16 protein-coding genes and 3 pseudogenes are annotated in these 17,772 nt (G+C 38.1%); 9 read left to right on the top strand and 10 right to left on the bottom strand.

Annotated features, from left to right (window positions below):
• Window positions 1-4: 4 nt before the first annotated feature.
• Window positions 5-2,026 carry an alkyl/aryl-sulfatase gene (locus tag AC2IP4_RS16155; protein ID WP_486311134.1) on the top strand — a complete coding sequence of 674 codons (2,022 nt, stop codon included), beginning with the start codon at window positions 5-7 and terminating at the stop codon, window positions 2,024-2,026.
• A gap of 275 nt (window positions 2,027-2,301) precedes the next feature.
• Here the strand turns inward: AC2IP4_RS16155 and AC2IP4_RS16150 are convergent, their stop codons facing one another.
• From AC2IP4_RS16150 to AC2IP4_RS16125, 6 genes and pseudogenes are all read right to left on the bottom strand, one after another.
• Window positions 2,302-3,129 carry a DUF3037 domain-containing protein gene (locus AC2IP4_RS16150; protein ID WP_486311133.1) on the bottom strand — a complete coding sequence of 276 codons (828 nt, stop codon included), beginning with the start codon at window positions 3,127-3,129 and terminating at the stop codon, window positions 2,302-2,304.
• A complete protein-coding gene (locus tag AC2IP4_RS16145; protein WP_486311132.1) occupies window positions 3,129-3,932 on the bottom strand; it encodes a HipA family kinase in 804 nt (267 codons plus the stop codon). The genes AC2IP4_RS16150 and AC2IP4_RS16145 overlap by 1 nt, the downstream gene beginning before the upstream one ends.
• 274 nt (window positions 3,933-4,206) lie before the next feature.
• A pseudogene (locus AC2IP4_RS16140) lies at window positions 4,207-4,407 on the bottom strand (sugar efflux transporter); the annotation flags it as partial.
• Window positions 4,408-4,480: 73 nt separating this feature from the next.
• Window positions 4,481-4,819 (bottom strand): annotated as a pseudogene (locus tag AC2IP4_RS16135) (nucleotidyl transferase AbiEii/AbiGii toxin family protein); the annotation flags it as partial.
• A complete protein-coding gene (locus tag AC2IP4_RS16130) occupies window positions 4,818-5,222 on the bottom strand; it encodes a DUF6088 family protein (RefSeq protein WP_130046790.1) in 405 nt (134 codons plus the stop codon). The gene AC2IP4_RS16130 and the pseudogene AC2IP4_RS16135, both read right to left, overlap by 2 nt.
• A gap of 217 nt (window positions 5,223-5,439) precedes the next feature.
• Entirely contained in the window at window positions 5,440-6,642 is a 1,203-nt protein-coding gene (locus tag AC2IP4_RS16125) for a sugar efflux transporter (RefSeq protein WP_486307739.1), read from the bottom strand.
• A gap of 205 nt (window positions 6,643-6,847) precedes the next feature.
• Here AC2IP4_RS16125 and AC2IP4_RS16120 point away from each other — a divergent pair, with 205 nt between their 5' ends.
• The 5 genes from AC2IP4_RS16120 to AC2IP4_RS16100 all read left to right on the top strand — a co-directional run bounded on the left by AC2IP4_RS16120 (window position 6,848) and on the right by AC2IP4_RS16100 (window position 13,500).
• Window positions 6,848-7,735, top strand: coding sequence for a helix-turn-helix transcriptional regulator (locus tag AC2IP4_RS16120; protein WP_072055416.1), 888 nt, complete (start codon window positions 6,848-6,850; stop codon window positions 7,733-7,735).
• A 44-nt stretch (window positions 7,736-7,779) separates the two neighbouring features.
• Entirely contained in the window at window positions 7,780-8,619 is an 840-nt protein-coding gene (locus AC2IP4_RS16115) for a LysR family transcriptional regulator (protein ID WP_486311131.1), read from the top strand.
• A gap of 1,212 nt (window positions 8,620-9,831) precedes the next feature.
• Entirely contained in the window at window positions 9,832-11,106 is a 1,275-nt protein-coding gene (locus tag AC2IP4_RS16110) for a trypsin-like serine protease (protein WP_375320106.1), read from the top strand.
• 85 nt (window positions 11,107-11,191) lie between these two features.
• Entirely contained in the window at window positions 11,192-12,712 is a 1,521-nt protein-coding gene (locus tag AC2IP4_RS16105) for an FAD-dependent oxidoreductase (protein WP_375320107.1), read from the top strand.
• Window positions 12,709-13,500 (top strand): hypothetical protein, encoded by a 792-nt coding sequence (locus AC2IP4_RS16100; RefSeq protein ID WP_375320108.1) that lies wholly within the window; start codon window positions 12,709-12,711, stop codon window positions 13,498-13,500. Before AC2IP4_RS16105 ends, AC2IP4_RS16100 begins: the two co-directional genes overlap by 4 nt.
• A gap of 57 nt (window positions 13,501-13,557) precedes the next feature.
• On the opposite strand, the gene AC2IP4_RS16095 is transcribed toward AC2IP4_RS16100, so the two are convergent.
• Complete coding sequence (locus AC2IP4_RS16095; protein ID WP_181044678.1) at window positions 13,558-13,710, bottom strand: hypothetical protein; 153 nt, start codon at window positions 13,708-13,710, stop codon at window positions 13,558-13,560.
• 295 nt (window positions 13,711-14,005) lie between these two features.
• On the opposite strand from AC2IP4_RS16095, the pseudogene AC2IP4_RS16090 reads away from it, so the two are divergent.
• A pseudogene (locus AC2IP4_RS16090) lies at window positions 14,006-14,224 on the top strand (hypothetical protein); the annotation flags it as partial.
• A 226-nt stretch (window positions 14,225-14,450) separates the two neighbouring features.
• Window positions 14,451-14,864, top strand: coding sequence for a VF530 family protein (locus AC2IP4_RS16085; RefSeq protein ID WP_045103503.1), 414 nt, complete (start codon window positions 14,451-14,453; stop codon window positions 14,862-14,864).
• A gap of 136 nt (window positions 14,865-15,000) precedes the next feature.
• Here the strand turns inward: AC2IP4_RS16085 and AC2IP4_RS16080 are convergent, their stop codons facing one another.
• Window positions 15,001-15,720 (bottom strand): SDR family oxidoreductase, encoded by a 720-nt coding sequence (locus AC2IP4_RS16080; RefSeq protein WP_122032420.1) that lies wholly within the window; start codon window positions 15,718-15,720, stop codon window positions 15,001-15,003.
• A 164-nt stretch (window positions 15,721-15,884) separates the two neighbouring features.
• On the opposite strand from AC2IP4_RS16080, the gene AC2IP4_RS16075 reads away from it, so the two are divergent.
• The gene (locus AC2IP4_RS16075) at window positions 15,885-16,784 is read left to right on the top strand and encodes a LysR family transcriptional regulator (protein ID WP_375320109.1); all 900 of its coding nucleotides are present in this window, start codon (window positions 15,885-15,887) and stop codon (window positions 16,782-16,784) included.
• 63 nt (window positions 16,785-16,847) lie between these two features.
• Here AC2IP4_RS16075 and AC2IP4_RS16070 read toward each other — a convergent pair whose 3' ends face one another.
• Both AC2IP4_RS16070 and AC2IP4_RS16065 read right to left on the bottom strand, forming a co-directional pair.
• The gene (locus AC2IP4_RS16070; RefSeq protein WP_005421814.1) at window positions 16,848-17,060 is read right to left on the bottom strand and encodes a helix-turn-helix domain-containing protein; all 213 of its coding nucleotides are present in this window, start codon (window positions 17,058-17,060) and stop codon (window positions 16,848-16,850) included.
• 11 nt (window positions 17,061-17,071) lie between these two features.
• Complete coding sequence (locus AC2IP4_RS16065) at window positions 17,072-17,602, bottom strand: DUF2975 domain-containing protein (protein WP_375320110.1); 531 nt, start codon at window positions 17,600-17,602, stop codon at window positions 17,072-17,074.
• Window positions 17,603-17,772: the final 170 nt, after the last annotated feature.

Below are 17,772 nucleotides of genomic sequence, written 5' to 3'. Positions count from 1 at the left end.
ACTTATGAAAACTCGTTTTACTCTTTCAGTTCTTTCACTCTCTGTTATGGTTTCATTTGGCGCGACAGCTAATGATTATGCATCTATTGATACTTACGAGGGAAAAGCGGCATCTAAGTTTACCGAAAATGCAAATACCGCAGCGGCAAAGCTCCTTCCTTGGGAAGACACATCTGCGTTTAAACGTACTACTCGTGGTCTTATTGCTGAGTTTGGTACTCACGAAGCAGGCGAGCTTAAGAACCGTTTTGAATACATGGCTGATATGTCTGTTGAAGATTTACCACCCTCAGTAAACCCATCAATTTGGCGTCAAGGAATGCTAAATTACGCTGCAGGCGGTCTATACGAAGTGACGGATGGGGTATATCAAATTCGCGGTGCTGACTTATCAAACATGACGATCTACCGCACAGATAATGGCTATGTGATCCACGATCCACTTCTGTCTCGCGAAGCCGCCGCCGCTTCTTGGGAATTCGCAAAACAGCACTTACCTGCGATTAATGGTGAGCACAAAATTACGGGCATGATCTACTCACACATGCACGCTGACCATTTTGGCGGTTCACGTGGTGTCTATGCATCAGGTGATTTTGCAAAAGATGCTGAAATCTACGCACCAAAAGACTTTATCAAAGAACTGGCTGATGAGAATGTCATCGCAGGCACCGCAATGGGTCGTCGCGCAAACTACCAATACGGCACAACCCTTGATACCAACACCAAAGGCATTGTAGATAACGCACTTGGCCTTGGTGCATCGCGTGGTGAAGTGACTTTAGTCGCACCGACGATTGAGATCCAAGAGCGTGAAAAAGTCATTAATATTGATGGACTCGATTTCCATGCAATCAACATGCCGGGGGCTGAAGCGCCTGCTGAGATTGTGTTGTATGTACCAGAATATCGCTCATTGAATACCGCTGAGCTTACTTACGACGGTATGCACAACATTTATACTTTCCGTGGGGCAAAAGTTCGTGATTCATTGGTGTGGACTAAATACCTAACTGAATTAAAAATGCGCTTTGTTGATAATGGCTTAGTAGACAATATTCACGCGGCACACTCAGCACCAGTATGGAATGATGCAGACACTGACGTAAACGAAATTTCTGAGTACATGACGCTACAGCGTGACAACTATGGTTTCATTCATAACCAGTCGATGCGCTTAGCCAATCACGGTGTGACTATTCACGATGTGGGCCGTCAAATTGAGGAGATCGTTCCACGATCTCAAATCGATACTTGGCACACCAACGGTTACCACGGTTCATACAGCCACAATGCGCGTGCAGTGGTAAACCTGTACCTTGGCTACCATGATATGAATCCTGTGAACACCAACCCATTGCAAACTAAAGATCAATCTTGTGTGTACGTGAATGCCGCAGGTGCAGACGTACTGTATAAAGCGGGTATGGCTCACTTTAATGCTGGTGAATATCAAGAATCGTCTCAACTGTTTAACGACCTAGTACAATGTAATCCGAATAACATTGACTACCGTTTCGCACTCGCAGACAGCTTTGAACAGCAAGGTTACCAGTCTGAAACCATGGCGTGGCGTAACAGTTATTTGCAAGGCGCTGTTGAACTGCGTACTGGTGAGATCCAAGAGTCAATCAAGCTTGCTTCATCTGATGTAATAGCGAACACTCCAACGGGCATGTTCTTAGACTTTATTGCTGTGAGTTTGAACGCACCAAAAGCGGAAGCCGCAGGTCTTGACTTCAACTTCGGTGTTTATCACCCAGATCTTGGAGAGCGTTACTACGGTGAAGTATCTAATGCGAATATGGCTAACATTGAAGTCGATAAGCTACCAAAGGTTGATTTTGAATTAATTATCAACAAAGCAGATTTCACAAAAGTCGTTCTTGGTGAGACAACGCTAGAGGCACTATTCAAATCTGGTCAAGCGGGTGTGAAAGGCGATGCATCGCTGCTAGAGAAACTGGCTGGCTCACTAGATAAGTTTGATGGCATGTTTGAAATTCTACCAATGCCAAGTAAATAACATGTAATGAAAAAAAGCCCTATGGTGGGTAATGCAATGCCAGTCAGTTAAGTTGACTGGCATTTTTAGTTTGGTGGAAAGGGGGGTATTGGCGATACGAATGTATTGTGAACAAAAATAGGAGTTGTTGATAATTGGTAGGGGGTTTATATCGTAAAAAATAGGCTGAGATTACCGATTGGTAGAGAACTAGAGCCACAACAAATTTTAACTGTTGTGGCATTACTAGAAATTGATGTAGTTAATAAAAAAGTTCGTTATTAACGAGCTTTAATTTAATGGACTAAAGGTAAACTTCTACCAACGGCATTTTCTATTATTTGGAAATAGAGTGCCTCATCATCTTTAGATGCGATATTGAACATTTTTGTACTATAACTTTCAGCTAAGTTGATCTGCTGAATCACTTCTCGCTCTTTTTGTGCAGATGCAGAATAAACAAAATAGCTAGCTACATCGCCATCTAATGCTTTCTCACCCTCAGCAAAAGTCATAAGCTTCATTGTTGTTTCTTTAAATTTTGCATTTGTATCTGATACATCATAATCAATAACTTCTGTTAAATGGAACTTTCCATTTTTAAGTAAGAAATCAGCAGTTAGTCCATTTGATTCATTTAACATATAGTTAGATACAATCTTATGTTCACTCAATTCTGATGGATCCTGAGCAAGTAACTCAATAGAAGAAAACCTACGCTTTAAATTAGTAATTAATCTTGTATTATGCTTAATTGTTGTTTCTCTAGTTGAATAAGGCTTAACTAAAGTTTCAAATAAACCAACAATTTTAGCCTCATATTGAGATATGTGATCAACTGAGAACGTTGCTTTTGATGAAAGTTTAACCCCTCCAGGGAAGTTAAGAAGCATTTTTGAAAAATCATCAAAATTAGAAGTAAAGCTATAAAGGCTTTCTAAACTTTCTTTTACATCTAAAATAGCTTTTTGTGATGATGAGTTATCAAACATTCTTAACTTAGACGCTGATTTTAAGAGACGAATATCGATTGATTCAGTAAAAATAACCAAACCAATATTAATTATTTCGCCTCTAATAGGGTTTGGCATATAGCGAATAACAGCATAATCAAAGCTTTTCATTATATAACCCCCATAAGTTTCTCTATTCTTAAATGAAATTCTGTTGAATCCCACCAATTTACGATAATATCTTTGTCTTCTTTGCTCATCCAAGTATCGTGCATCAAGTCTAGTATTGATTCAACACTTTCTGTAGGAATTTTAGATATTTCTTCTAATAGAGCCTTTGCGACGTCTTTATCATAGCATTTATTCGCTCGAATGTATTGATTACATATAGTAGTCTTACTTCTTTTATCAAGGCATTCAAAACCGAACGGATTGGTTTCTTTCCATGCACGACTGAAATCAAAAGCTAATACAATTTTTGATTTAAAGCTATCTCGAAAAATATAATTACCAAAGTGGCGATCTTCATTATTAACAAATAGATCAAAAGCATAAACTTTACTTAAAAATATTGGTAAATCTTGAACTGGTGTCTTACCTGATAAGATATTCAGTACATCCATGGTAGTACTTACTGAGGTTACACCTCCTTCCCATACAGAACCAAATGCAATAGAACCGCATGCTAATTTAAGATTTTCAAATGGAGGGGTAGGTATAGAAACCAAACGCGCTAGCTGATAACAGAAGAATTCAGATGCAGGAACAAATCCGTTATTGTCACTTGTTGTTTTTATCGCATAGTGTCTACCATCACGACCTTTCCCAATAGATTGTAAATCCGCTGACTGTTGATCACTTGGATAAGTCTCAACTATCTCAATAGGAAATAAAGTTGGTTGATGAAAGGCACTTGGAATAATAATCGAGTCACCTGATGAACTTTCTTCTATGGTGTTGATTTTACTAGCCATTACATACTCTTATAATAAAATTTTTATGCATTCTAAACAAAATTAAATAGAACACAATACTTGTTAGTATGTCATTTGACATAGATCTATTTAAACTAAGTGGAATTTCCCCCTGTGATACATCATGGGAATTCACAGAGAACAGTATTAGAAGAACGGAGAACTTTTAGTCGGGAAAAAGATCATTAACATGATATGAATGAGTAAAAAGCTTAACGAAAGAAGGGGCAATAGCAAATCAGCTATTACCCCAACACTTAAGATAGCGTTAACCCTAAACCTCTCCAGCAACCGCGCATTGGCCTTCAATCATTACCTTCTGCTTCTTCTCTAATATCTCAAACATAATCAGCAACACAGCAGCTATAACAGCACCAACAAAGCATAAATACAGTGCGCTGTAGTCGTTGTATAACTCACCCACCACACCCACCATCACGCTTGATACCAAGACACTGATGTTTAACATGTTTGAGCAATTAGCATGCCTGTAAAACAGGTGGTTGAGAGCCAGTCAGTTAAGAATACGGTTTTTTCCATAGGCTTCTTTAAATGGTTTTAATTAATGACTCGGCGATGCCTTTAAATGAGGTAAAGCAAGTATCAAAATCATGAGGTTTGGTGTTAAACACCATTGGCGTGACAAAGTCTTTAAAACGTTGGCGAAAAATTGGATTTTTCTCTAGCTCGTTAAGACCTAGTTGTAACTCTTGTTTTGGATTGGCGACAAACTCTGCATGTTGGTTGCCAAAACGTTCAATATCTTCTTTCAACACCATTTTAAATAGTTCTGCAAGCACGACATTATCGGGAATTTCTGATTGTGTTATGCAGTGAACGTCGTAGATATGGCGTACAAGAGTTGTATCGTCCTTGCGTTCAGTATTAACTCGGCGAGTTTAATACTCGGTTACCCACAACCAATTTGCGATTAAATTGCTTGGGATTCCATGAGTATTGAATGGATGATGGGATTTGGGTGCTTTCACCTGATAGACTTTGTAAAGATAGGTTATCCATTTCGAAATCGACCCCTTTCATCTTTAATATCTCGCGCATCAGGGCATCGCTTCCCCCTGGGTTAGTGGGCATAGGGTTGCCTGTTAGGCTGTTAATTCTTGCTTTAGTGTACAAACCATAACCAAGCTTTATTAATTCACCTTGCTTGACCAACTGCCTAAGTACTCGACCAATTTGGTCGTAGCTAGCAAAACCATCAAAGTCTTTGCGCTCAAAAACATAGCGTCTGGAACGCTTTATCTTTTGATAAACACGATCAACGGCTGTCATTTGAACCTCCTAACTTTTTAACGTGTTCGAAGTATAACTCAACCTTGTTACTATAGGAATAAATACGGCATAATCACAAGCGAAAATACGGCATCATTACGATAATAAATTAACATAATGATGTCGTATTTCATTGCAATAAAAATAGATCATCTAATTAGTTGCATTGGTATAATCGTTAGTTCGTAACCATAACCGACACTGCTATCTAATGTTGCTATGAGTTTATCACCGTGCATTGGCCTTCAATCACTACCTTCTGCTTCTTCTCTAATATCTCAAACACAATCAACAACACAGCAGCGATAACAGCACCAACAAAGCATAAATACAGTGCGCTGTAGTAGTTGTATAACTCACCCACAACACCCACCATCACGCTTGATACCAAGACACTGATGTTCAACATGTTTGAGAACAGAGTAGAGGCCGTACCTAATCGGTCTTTCATCATATCTTGCAGTGCAACCATGCCAAGAGTGGCACACACACCAATGAAGAATCCATTAAGTATTTGTGCAATTAGCATTCCTGTAAAACTGGTGGTTGAAAGCATAACAAGAAAGAACATAGCACCAGATATCACGCCAAGTGTCATTACTCTGGTTGTGCCTAGTTTGTCAGCCATTTTACCTGCCCCAAGCATCACAGGGATCTCGCAAGCTGCTGCCATACCAAACATTAAGCCTAACCAACTCACATCCACTTGCAGTTCTTGTGAAAGATACAGAGGCATACTGGTGATGTATAAATTGTTGGCAGAAAACGCACACACAATGATGAAGCAATAAAGAATTACCATACGACCTAACGGTTTATGCTCAACAACAGCCGCTGTTCGTTCTTCTTTTGTCACCACGTTATCAGGAATAAACTTAGCGATGATGAGTATCGCGATAGCGACCGTAATCGCAGAGACCGCAAACGCCGCACTAAAGCTAAATTGTGCTTTAAGCATGAATGCCGCAGGTGGACCAAATACCCACGCAATGGCAAGGCCTGCACGCATCTTGGCTAAAAAACTGGTGCTGTTGGCGACGTGTCTGTCACCATATTCTCGACCTAGAGCAAACAGTTGACCAAAAGAAGCGCCACTGACGCTACCAAACACTACGGCCATGGTAATCGCTAACCAATAATCACGAATAACAGTAAAACTGGCGACCAAAATTAAGTAACTTGCTAAAGAGACAATCAGAATGGTTTTACGGTTCCAATGCGTGTCTGAGCGTTTGGCAATGAACTGAGATACGATCACAGAGCTGCTGACAGCAAGCGTCATATACAGACTTAACATCATTGGTGATGCGCCCAGCTCCTCTACAATAAATAAGCTTGATAGTGGGTAAAAAAACGCACTACAAAGTCCGGTAATAAAGGCGATAAAAATAAACAAAAATGTCTTCTTGTTTTGCGGCATAGTGAAGCTCCAGTGTACGAAAGAGAATGTGGTTGAACCGTTTTATTTAGGCGTAGTCTACTCAATGATAGGGAAGGTGAGTGATGTTATTCGAGCTACCTCTAATACTATTCAGTCATTTTGTTATCTTTCTTTGACAGGTGGCGCTTACACGATTAGCCTGAGAGTGACATATTTAGAGTGGTATTAACCGTTAAGGTCAAGAATGAAACCATTTAAAGAACACGTGCAAAATGTACCTAGTTTTGATTGGATAGTAAGAGAATTTCATTGTCGCGTAGAAGACAATGAATTTGCGTGTTCTTGGCATTATCATTCTGAATATGAATTGGTGTTGTATCTAGATCCTGATGAGGCATTTCAAGGCAGTTATTTTGCAGGAGATGCGATTGGCGATATCCATCATAATTCTCTGCTTCTTTATGGGCCGGGTTTGCCTCATATGGTGGCAGGGCGAAGCGTAAAATTAGAGCAATCGAAGCATCACACCTTAATTATTTGGTTTGCTCACCATTGGGTTGAGCGCTTAATGACACTGATCCCTGAAGCGAGAAACTTAAAGCGGTTATTAGATAATTCTGCTTATGGCTTATCGTTTAGCCCAGAAACCGCGCATAAGATGTCAGAATTATTAAAACACGCCAATACGCTAGATCGTCATTTGCAGGCGATAAAAGTGATTGAGATATTAGTCAGTCTTTCTGATGATACGAAGGCAAAAAAGCTATCAACCACACCTTATCGAATTAAGCCGCTTTCGGATGATTCAGAATTAAACCATCGAATTGAGCGAGCAACTCGTTATATAGAAACGTATTATGGTGATGCAATTAAGATCTCTGATTTATGTAAGCGACTTCATATGAGTGAGAGCTCTGCTTATCGAATGTTTGAGAAGCATTATGGAATGAGCTTTTCTGATCATTTAAAGCAATACCGTATTGGTAAAGCATGTGAGCTGTTAGCGAGTACTAACTTTCCTATCGCATTAGTGGCAGAAAAAACGGGATTTAAAAATATATCTAACTTTAATCGTCAATTTAAAGAGCTAAAAATGATGACGCCGACTGAGTTTCGACGTCGATTTAATTAACCTCAGTTAGGTATTTCTTTAGGGATATAGAGTAGGGAAGCGAAATGAATTTAAATTTTATCAAACATTTTCTTGCAGTGTATGACTTTGGTAGCGTGACAAAAGCTGCTGATCATTTAGATATTACCCAGCCTTCAATGAGCAGTGCGATTAAAAAATTTGAAGAGAGTTACGGGCAACCGTTATTTCTAAAAATAGGACGATCTCTAGAGCCAACCGATGCAGCCCATTCATTAGCCTATCAAGTGCGTCCGATAATGGAGCAATTGGTGGTGGCGTTGGAATCTCCACGTCGTTTGATAATCAGCGCGCCAGAAATCGTATTGCAATCTTTGCCTGATATGGACGATGCGTTGCTGACAGAAAGCCCAGCGGTTGAGTACCAAATGCTTGATAAAATTCGCTCGGGTGAAGTCGATATCTTGATTGATGATATTACCGTGACGGACTATACCTTTGTGAGTGAGAGTTTAGGTAAATTGGATATCGCTTTTGCTTGTCGATGCGATCACCCAAGCATTACGGGAAATTCATTAAGTTTAGAGCAATTTAACCAAGCTGAGCATGTCATGCTTAAATTGAAAAACGAGAACATGGGCGCATTTGAAACCCGCCCTGATGAGATATTTGAGCGCAATATCGTTCGTGAAGTGAGTGGGCCATCTAATTTATTGTTAAGTGTTAGACACACGGATGCGATCTGTATTGTGGCTGAAAGTATGTTTGGTTTAGCCCAAGAGCTCGGCCTAAAGGTATTGGAGTCACCTTTTCCACTTCAACCGTATGAAATTAAGCTTATTTATCATCGCCGTAATATAAGCAATAAAACGCATCAATATGTACGTGAGCAGATTAAAGCTAGGCTAAGTGAACTGTATCAATAAATACATAGATAAAAACTATACATCGAATAGTCAGTGACCGATAGTTTCTCGTTATCAAGCATCATAGTATTACCTGATTAGAGTCTAATTCATTCATCTTTAATGAAAAATTAGATTTATTTGAATGATAGATAAACCGGAGTTATTTGATGAAATTTGATAAAGATGTTGTTATTCCTCGTATACTGATTGCCGCTATTGTTGCTGTTTTAGTTATTGCTCCTAATGTGTAGCTGAGCGAGATATAAATACACTGCCAGCGGTGAAAGTATCAGTTAGTGAGCTAACGAGCTCCTTTACTTGACCGCTAAATTCCCCCCTAATCGACAGCTTGATTTTCTTTTCTTATTTATCTTGAAATCCTTTCTTTATTGACTCACTGATCATCAGTTTTAACCAACGATGAGGTGAACTAGTTAGTGTTCTTCTATGTTCAATTAAGTAAATATCAACAGTATATGGTTTGCTATCAAATGCTTTAATTACTTTAAAACTTGAATCTAAAATTGAGTCTTTTTCTAATAAATGCCCACCAATAATAAGGAGATCTGTGCCTTTAATTGATAGTGCTTTATTAGCCGCTAGGATTTTAAATAAAAAAGGACAATCAACAAATTTCCCCGTAGTTAACTCTTCGAATTGATTCGGAAGAAAGTAGTTTTTTTGGGGGGGATCACTTGAAATATTAAAGGTTGAGTGAAGCTATCACATGAGATAGCGGCTTAGAGTTATTAGGGAAAATGTTTAGAAATGATGTGAAGGTATAAAAAGCGTGAAAAGAATTACATTGTAAAAAGGAGTACGACTTAACGCATTACTATTAAGTGAAGAGAATATGATGAGTTTTTATCAAGAAAACAGCAGAACTTAGTCAGTGATGTTGAAATGAATATGGAAGCAAGTGCAAATTTTTCGGATGTTATTCCTTATGTATTTATTCTCGCTGTGAATGTTTTATTTTAGTTTAACGTTATGTTTTATGGTTTCTTTATGAGTTTCTGTGGTGGGTTTATGCGTGTGTTTTTCGCTAAAAATCGAACATAGCCTTATTGCGTTAATTTATCAATTGATATAAGTTCTCGTTTGGGATCATTCCCAATAGTGTGGTGGGGAAATATATAAGAAAAATTAACAGCCTAATTTGGCGTTGTTCTTGGGAAAAATCTTTCGCCTTTAAGTCGCTAACCTCTTAAATATTCAAAAGGAATTATTATGAAAAAAAATCGTATAGCCTCTCATTTGCTGCCATTGGTTACTATTGTTGGTGTTTACTCCTCTCAAGCTCATGCTGTCTATAACGGGGTTGAAGTTAACCCTAAAGATGAATCGTACATGGTGTATTTGGAAGGTGGAGGCACTACGTGCAGTGGTGCACTCATCGCTCCAAATACAGTTCTAACAGCAGGACATTGCAGTGTCAGTAATTTAAATGCTCATTTCCTATATTCGAAGAATAAAGATGGCACAGTAAATGGCAAAAGCACCAAAGTTGTTAAATCTCATTTAATTAACCATTTATACACCTTTGATGATCCTAGAAAGTACTATGATATCGCTATTTTAGAGCTCGAAAGCACGCCTGAAGGTGTTGAATATCTTCCTGTTGCATATGACAGCATTCCATTAGATGCCGAGGTGTACCCACTTGGGTACTCTTCTGGTCAATTGAAAAAGATGCCGATAGCAGCAAAAGTGGCAGCAAAAGAAAACTCTAAATCATATTATATTGAAGCTTTCTTTTCTGAGTGCCGTAACTCTCCTAATTATTCAAATAGTTATTATACGCAACCAAGATCAGAAGGAGATGAGGCTAGATGTGGGTATTTGGAGTGGTCATTTGAAAATCGAATAGAACCGATAAGCCAAACGCAATATACGATTAGTGTTGAAAGTCCACCCTTGCCTTCGTCTCATCCAGATTATTCTTTAGATGAGAGTAGCGGTTTTATCACTAAATACGGTAGTACTAGAGGCGATAGTGGAAGCCCACTTATTTTTAATGGCAAGATTTATGGTGTAGCAAGCTCTGTTGTCAATATTTATTCAGCGCCGTATAACGTAGCTACTTTCTATGAAGGTTTTGGTCGTGAGGGGGCTCATAATTGGATTGTTGAGACGGTAAGAGATATTCAAACGCGAGTAGCGAAAAACAAGTTACCGCCAGAAGAAAAAGATGAATTCATTCCAGTTGTTTTTCCTACTGCACAGCTTCCAGTGGCTCTTGTTGGTGGTTATAACATTGAGGATGGAATATTTAAATCTCGAACTTATGATTGTGGAATTAATATTAGTGATTTAAACCTAACGGCTAAATTGGTTTGGGAAGGCACTACTCCAAAAATAGAAATAGTAGGAGATGATCTACTTAAGTGCCGTTCACTGGCTAATAGCCCGTTTGAATTGGATATTAACCCACTATTAAATAAGCTACCAAATCATGAGATGTTTCTTCTTGAAGTCGCTAACCACGTAAATCTTAGACGATAGTTTATAGGATTCATAGTTTCTTAATACGAGATGCTTTATGTTTGGCCAAATAGAAATATTTGGCCTCTTTATTCAAGAGTTGATTATGACTGATAGATGTAAAATAGAAAAAAAACCGCTTAGAGTTGCCGTTTTTGGTGCGGGTATTTCAGGGTTAGCGATAGCACATCAATGTGTTAAACAAGGTTTTGAAGTTACGGTATATGATAAAGAAATGAGTACGGGAGGAAAGTGTAGAGGCACAGTGATTGATGGAAAGATCTATGAACTTACTCATCGCCAGTTATTTGCTAAAAATCATAACCTTATTAATTTTTTGAAAGAAATTCCCTCTAGTACAGGTAGTTGTTTAGATTCTATATATCCTCAAAATAGAGTGCAATTTCATTGGGGAAAGAAAAATAAAACAATGCAATTTCAGCGTCTTTATTTTAAAGGATTGGATAAGTTATTAGATGACGCAAAATCTGCGTATTCGATGATATATTCTCAAGTTTCATTGATTGATATCTTGTGGTTTAAGAAACAAATTCAAAGAGATTATGACCCTAGTGAGCTACTTAAAAAAACAGTTGGTGAATTTTTTGAGTATCAAACAAGACCTAGTTTAGCTGCATTTTTACAGCCGGTTTTATTAGGTTGGATTGGCTGCACAGATGATACTTCTGCGTTGTCTGTTCTTGATTTATTGAACAATAAAATAGGTGAGTTTCACCCAGATGCTCCGCAAGCTTATAGCCTTGGAATTCGAGAACCGATTGGTGATGCCATCATCACTCCTTTAACGCATTATTTACGAGAAAAAGGAGTTCAGTTTCATTTGGGGAATGAACTCAGAGTTTTGCATTCAAATGATGAAAAAACACATGTGGATTATGTTGAGCTTAAAGATACCGATCCCGTTAAAGCTGATTTTTATGTATTGGCACTGCCTGCTCATGTTACTCAATCATTGCTAGGTAAAGCGAGTAAAGCGTTGGATTATCGTTATGTCTTTAGTCATGGCTTTCAATTTCATTTTTCTTCTATGCCTGAAATATTAAAAGATAAAACGGTAGGGCTTGTTCTTGATTCGCCATGGGGATTGAGTTATCACATAACAACGAGTGAAGAAGGTAATGTTTGTTTATCGGTTACTGCTACCGATTTGGATAAAGCGATTGGTGTGATGTATTTGCAGCCAGTACTCGAGTGTAGTGAAGAAGAAGTTAGAGATGAATTACTAGCGCAATTATTTGGTGAGTTGAGTTTACTTGATGACCCGACTTATGAAGCGTTTAATATTGGTTTAGGTGCTAAGATAGTTAATAAAAATGAAGCCGAAACTCACTACTCTGATTGGTTTCTCGGCCCTCCGATCCGTAATGAGGAGGGAGAACGTTGTTATTGGGTTGTGCAACATGCATTAACACAACCAACGTCAAAAAGTCATTTACCACTAATAGCTGAAAATTATTCTAACGTCTTTTTAAGCGGTGAGTATTTATATGATCCAAAACAAAAGTGGCGCGTACCAGTGACATTAGAGCGTTGTATTGAAACGGCTAATTTATGTATGGAACATGTATTAATGAAGGCTTCATTGTTGGACATGGAGGTTGTGTGAAAACGGTTCTTTATTCTCCATTATCTAATGTCTTTTTTTTACTTATTTGCCTCATTTATGGCAGTGGGTTTTATCTTCTCGTCCAAAGCTCTATTTGGGGCGCTTTTGTTTTGACGTTAATACTTCCTGTTCTTTTTTGGCCCTTGATTCAACCTGTAGATAATTCACATGAGATTAAACGTATTTTATTACTTGAAACGGGATTTAACCTGTTGTGCTTTTTGGCTGTCAGTCAATGGATTAGCCTTGAGTATATTGATAAAGCGTTAGTGTTCTTCTTTATTCTTCAAGCCACTGGTTTCATGTTGGTTCAATGGAAAAAACGTGCTTACTTATCGTTATGTATTTCTGTATTTTTGGCATTAGCTATTGGTTTTTGGATAAATGGAAGTACGCAAACCTTATTGTTAGACGGTGGAGGGGTTTTGATTTTTGGGAAGAGTGTCCCGTGGCAGTTAATAGTTATTTATGGTGTCTGGTTAACTCAATTACTATTAGTTGAATATCGCCATACTTTGCCCAAAATGACGTTAGTTATTTGTCATGTTGCATCGTTCTCCATTGCTGTTAGTGCAGATGATTTTTTTTATGCTCGGATAATTACAGCGAGTCATCTACTGTTTCTTAGCCTTTGTTTTAATTTTAAAGTCAGGGAATGGGGAGGAAGGGATTTTGCAATTGCCGAATCCTTTAGTGGCTATGTAACCGTGACACGAGTTCAATGTGGTTTATCGATTGTTCTACTTTGTGTTGCTGCTATCTCTTTTGGTAGTCTTATCATCATGTAATCTAATGAGGTGATTGAATGCATTGCAAAATAAGAAATGGCCTTGAATTAGCCTAAGTTAGAAGAAATAGAGATAAATCAGTAGAATGATTGATGATATAAAAGTGATGCTTTCAATGAACCATTCTTTGTCATCCCAACCAAGTATTTTAATTTCATCTTCGGTAATGGTTATCTCTAAATCTTCGAAACTTTCATCTAAATCGCACATAGCTTATCCTCTTAAATCGTCAGTAAAAGGATGATATCGACTTCATTGGTTTAATTAAAGTTAATAATATTTAATAGAAGTTTATATTTAATTAACGATTTGGAGGGTAAAAAAGGATAAAAGAGACGATCTTTCATCCTTTTTATTGATATACATTATTCATTGATAACAATAAGATTTTCCTGATCTAATGGACATTCCATATCAATTAATCATTCACTAAGTTCAGCAGGATAAAGCATATTCTCTTTTGCGACTGAAACTTAGCAGTCATATTTTGATTAAATAGATTCCAATGTTGTTTAACTCGTTTAAAAAGCCGTTAGTGATTTGGTTTACGGTTCTTCTATCCATAATTGGTGTTGTGTTTGGTTTATTGAGTACTGTGTTCTTTAGCTCAATGGCAATCACTATCATGGCGGGTTTAGGCTTTGCGACTATTTTGACACTGATTGTAGTACCGGTAATGTACGCGATTTTATTTAAGATTAAGCTAGCACCAAACCACGCATAAACTAACACTGTCTTTGAGTTTATTTTTACTCACTAATCACAATGGCCTTAGGGTTATTGTGGTTGGTTTTTTACGTTATAATCTCCTTAAAGATAGTTACTTATATTTCACGGGTTAATACTATATTTTGAGTGATAACCCTGTATAATCCGCCGCCTATTTACTGGTAATATTATTGTCTCTCTAAGACAATCATTCACGCGTTAGTTAAACTTAGGAATTCGTTATGACTGAAGAAGAAAGAATTGAACTGCAACAGAACAACCCATTACACGGTCTTAAGTTAGAAATTTTACTGCAAGAGTTGGTTGATCATTACGGATGGGAAATTCTAGATACCGCAATGCGTTTAAACTGCTTTAACACAAACCCGTCAATGGCGAGTAGTGTTAAATATCTAAAGAAAACACAGTGGGCAAGAGAGAAGGTTGAAAACTTCTATTTGTACCGTTTTAAACGTATGCCTAAAGCGTCTGATCTTGAATATCAAATGCCTCCACGTTCTCGTACGTTTGCTCACGGTCTTGAGCCTCGTGAACCAATGGAATTGACCGTTGAATCTATTTTGCTTTCTCAAGCGAAGTCTGCCTCAGCACACCAAGCACGTTCTCAAAACCGTGGTGGTAACTACCGTCGTTAATCATCATAGCCAAATGAACGGCTGTTAATTGAAGATGGTTTCTAGCTAGAAATAAAAAAGCCAAACTGGGCAATCCAAGTTTGGCTTTTTTGTGCTTATTATTTAATGATGATCTCGCTAAATAAGTTAGTACCTACTATGGCTGCTGCTTAGTAGGAGCAAGCGCAATCTCACGGATACAAACGTTTTGAGGCTGTTGGTAAGCAAAAGATACAGCGCGTGCGATATCGTCAGCAGCTAGAACGCCACCCATGCTTTCTTTCCACTCGCCGTAACCGTCTTTGATTTCTTGAGATGTAGTATGAGACAGAAGCTCAGTTTCAACTGCACCCGGTGCAATCGTAGTTACGCGAACGTTTGATAAAGCTACTTCTTCACGTACGTTTTCAGAGATAGCGTGAACCGCAAACTTAGTACCACAGTAAGCCGCATGGCTTGGGAATGTTTTCTTACCAGCGATAGAACTGATGTTGATAATAGTACCTGTGTTGCGCTCCATCATAGGTGCTAGAACCGCTTGCATACCGTTTAGAAGGCCAATAACGTTTACATCAAACATTGTCTTCCACTCTTGTGCGTCTTGAGTGTCGATTTGACCAAGAAGCATAGCGCCTGCGTTGTTGATTAGTGCATCAACAGGGCCGAATTTTGCTTCACCTTGAGCGATTGCTGCATCAAAAGACGCTTTGTCTGTAACGTCTACTTTTACAGATAGAGAGTTTGGCAAGTTAAGCGCTTCAAGACGGTCAACACGACGAGCAAGAAGTAGTAGAGGGTGACCTTCATCGCTTAAACGACGTGCGATTGCTTCACCAATACCAGAACTTGCACCTGTAATAACAACTAATTTTTTCATCTTCTATTTCCTCAATAAATTCAATGAACAATCGAATGCAGAACCCTGCTTCGTTGCGATGGAGGTATATTACTGCGACTCTTATTGTTGATATATAGTCATTTACTTGAAACTCTATTGCTGTACTGCAACAATAGCCGTCTTTACTTTATGGTGCCTAAGTTATGATTAATCATATTAACCTTACCGATATCCGATCTTTTGTTCTTATTGCTCGTTTAGGCAACTTTACTAAAGCGGCTGAAACCTTAGATGTTTCTCGTTCGCACGTATCACGTCAAATAAGTAGCTTAGAAAAGCAGATGGGTGTGACCTTATTAATACGAACAACACGCACACTTCGTTTAACAGAGGCCGGAAAGCATTTTTATCAGCAATGTGAACAAGCCCTTCATACTATAGACCAAGCGTTGTTATCTGCCGTCGATGATGTAGAAAAAGTACAAGGCGAGATAAAGATAAACTGTGTTGGTGGTTATTTAGGTGAGGTGTTTCTTGCGGAATTAGTAAACGATTTTATGCAGCAATACCCGGATGTATCTGTCAGCTTAGATTTCAGCAGTAACCGTGTTGATTTAATCGAAGAAGAGTTTGATATTGCGTTTCGTATGGGCTCACTTGAAGACTCAGGTTTTATCGCTAAAAAACTGTTTAATATTGAAATGGGAACGCTAGCAAGTCCCTCTTATTTGGCTCAATATGGAAGACCAACGCACCCCAAAGAGTTGAATCAACACTATTGTTTAACAGGTTCAGTGCGAAAATGGCATTTTCAATCTCTTAAAAATAAAGATCATTATGACGTTACTGTGAAAGGTAATTTACAGTGTAAAAACGGCCGAGTATTGGTTTCTGGTGCGATAGCGGGCAATGGGATTATTCGTGTTCCACTAATTTATTGCCAACAAGAGCTAGATGATAATAAGCTTGAGCAAGTATTTGAAGAATGGGGGATCCCTAGTGTCGATTTCTCAGCAATTTATCATCGAGACCGTTACCAGCCTAAGAGAATAAGAACATTCATTGATTTTGTGAAGCAGTATTCAGACTCTTTGTTTACTTAAACATTATCACAATCGCCATGAGACACTTTTTAGTGAATCATGGCGTTTTATTGTTGGGTTGTTTTATTCTTCCTCTGCCTGATATTCTAAAATATCTGCAGGTTGACACTCTAAATGTTTGCAAATGGCTTCTAAGGTTGAAAACTTTATTGCCTTTGCTCTGCTATTTTTTAGTACAGACAAATTCTGTTCCGTGATACCAATTAGTTGCGCTAACTGATTTGAACGCATTTTTCGCTTAGCTAACATGATATCGAGATTTACAACGATAGGCATATATATTGTCTCTAGATTGTGAGTTCTTGTTCTTCGCGGATAAGACTTGCTTCTTCCATTACTTTCGCGATAACTCGTACGATTAAGCCAATGACTAGCATACTGATTTCACTGTCTGAAATGTTAAACCCACCTTCTACATTATCTTCAGTATAAGAGAGAGCAATACTGAGGAGTATATCTGATAATACTTTAACAAATGGCATCATAATTAAGATGTTAGCGATTTTACGATATCTAATGGTGTTATCAAGCGTAAACACTTGCCCTTTCTTGTATAAACGAAATAAAAGTATTAACTGCCATAAGATTGCGCAGGTTAATAGCGTTGGTAGCATGCTTGGCAGATAACCTAACGCTGAACGAGTGAAAGACAGTGGAAGAGTGACTTCAATAGGAAAAGTACTTTGGAATGATTGTGAGTTATAAAGGGTTGCGGCAAACCAAAGGGCAGTGTCCATTAATGGTAAGGCAACAAGCGCAAATCCAAAGACAATAAGCAGTTTTGAACTAAAAGATTGAATGTTATTTAAGTTATTCATGGTATTCCCTAATCATTATTTGTGGTGAGAATATATGGCTCTGGAAAATAAATGTCAATAAATATTTATCGTAAAACGATAACTTATTATCGTCTTGCGTTTTTGTCTTTAAAGGTAAAAAGAAATATTTGCCTTCTTTATTTATAAAAAATGACATTGAGCCATTAATT

The sequence above is a fragment of the Aliivibrio thorii genome, assembly GCF_057368585.1.
The sequence above is the reverse complement of the archived record's forward strand: the minus strand, read 5'-3'. Positions and strand labels throughout refer to the sequence as shown.

Coding starts and splice junctions, on each gene's coding strand:
- AC2IP4_RS16155 (WP_486311134.1), top strand. CDS start 5: ATGAAAACTCGTTTTACTCTTTCAGTTCTTTCACTCTCTGTTATGGTT.
- AC2IP4_RS16150 (WP_486311133.1), bottom strand. CDS start 3,129: ATGAAAAGCTTTGATTATGCTGTTATTCGCTATATGCCAAACCCTATT.
- AC2IP4_RS16145 (WP_486311132.1), bottom strand. CDS start 3,932: ATGGCTAGTAAAATCAACACCATAGAAGAAAGTTCATCAGGTGACTCG.
- AC2IP4_RS16130 (WP_130046790.1), bottom strand. CDS start 5,222: ATGACAGCCGTTGATCGTGTTTATCAAAAGATAAAGCGTTCCAGACGC.
- AC2IP4_RS16125 (WP_486307739.1), bottom strand. CDS start 6,642: ATGCCGCAAAACAAGAAGACATTTTTGTTTATTTTTATCGCCTTTATT.
- AC2IP4_RS16120 (WP_072055416.1), top strand. CDS start 6,848: ATGAAACCATTTAAAGAACACGTGCAAAATGTACCTAGTTTTGATTGG.
- AC2IP4_RS16115 (WP_486311131.1), top strand. CDS start 7,780: ATGAATTTAAATTTTATCAAACATTTTCTTGCAGTGTATGACTTTGGT.
- AC2IP4_RS16110 (WP_375320106.1), top strand. CDS start 9,832: ATGAAAAAAAATCGTATAGCCTCTCATTTGCTGCCATTGGTTACTATT.
- AC2IP4_RS16105 (WP_375320107.1), top strand. CDS start 11,192: ATGACTGATAGATGTAAAATAGAAAAAAAACCGCTTAGAGTTGCCGTT.
- AC2IP4_RS16095 (WP_181044678.1), bottom strand. CDS start 13,710: ATGTGCGATTTAGATGAAAGTTTCGAAGATTTAGAGATAACCATTACC.
- AC2IP4_RS16085 (WP_045103503.1), top strand. CDS start 14,451: ATGACTGAAGAAGAAAGAATTGAACTGCAACAGAACAACCCATTACAC.
- AC2IP4_RS16080 (WP_122032420.1), bottom strand. CDS start 15,720: ATGAAAAAATTAGTTGTTATTACAGGTGCAAGTTCTGGTATTGGTGAA.
- AC2IP4_RS16075 (WP_375320109.1), top strand. CDS start 15,885: ATGATTAATCATATTAACCTTACCGATATCCGATCTTTTGTTCTTATT.
- AC2IP4_RS16070 (WP_005421814.1), bottom strand. CDS start 17,060: ATGCCTATCGTTGTAAATCTCGATATCATGTTAGCTAAGCGAAAAATG.
- AC2IP4_RS16065 (WP_375320110.1), bottom strand. CDS start 17,602: ATGAATAACTTAAATAACATTCAATCTTTTAGTTCAAAACTGCTTATT.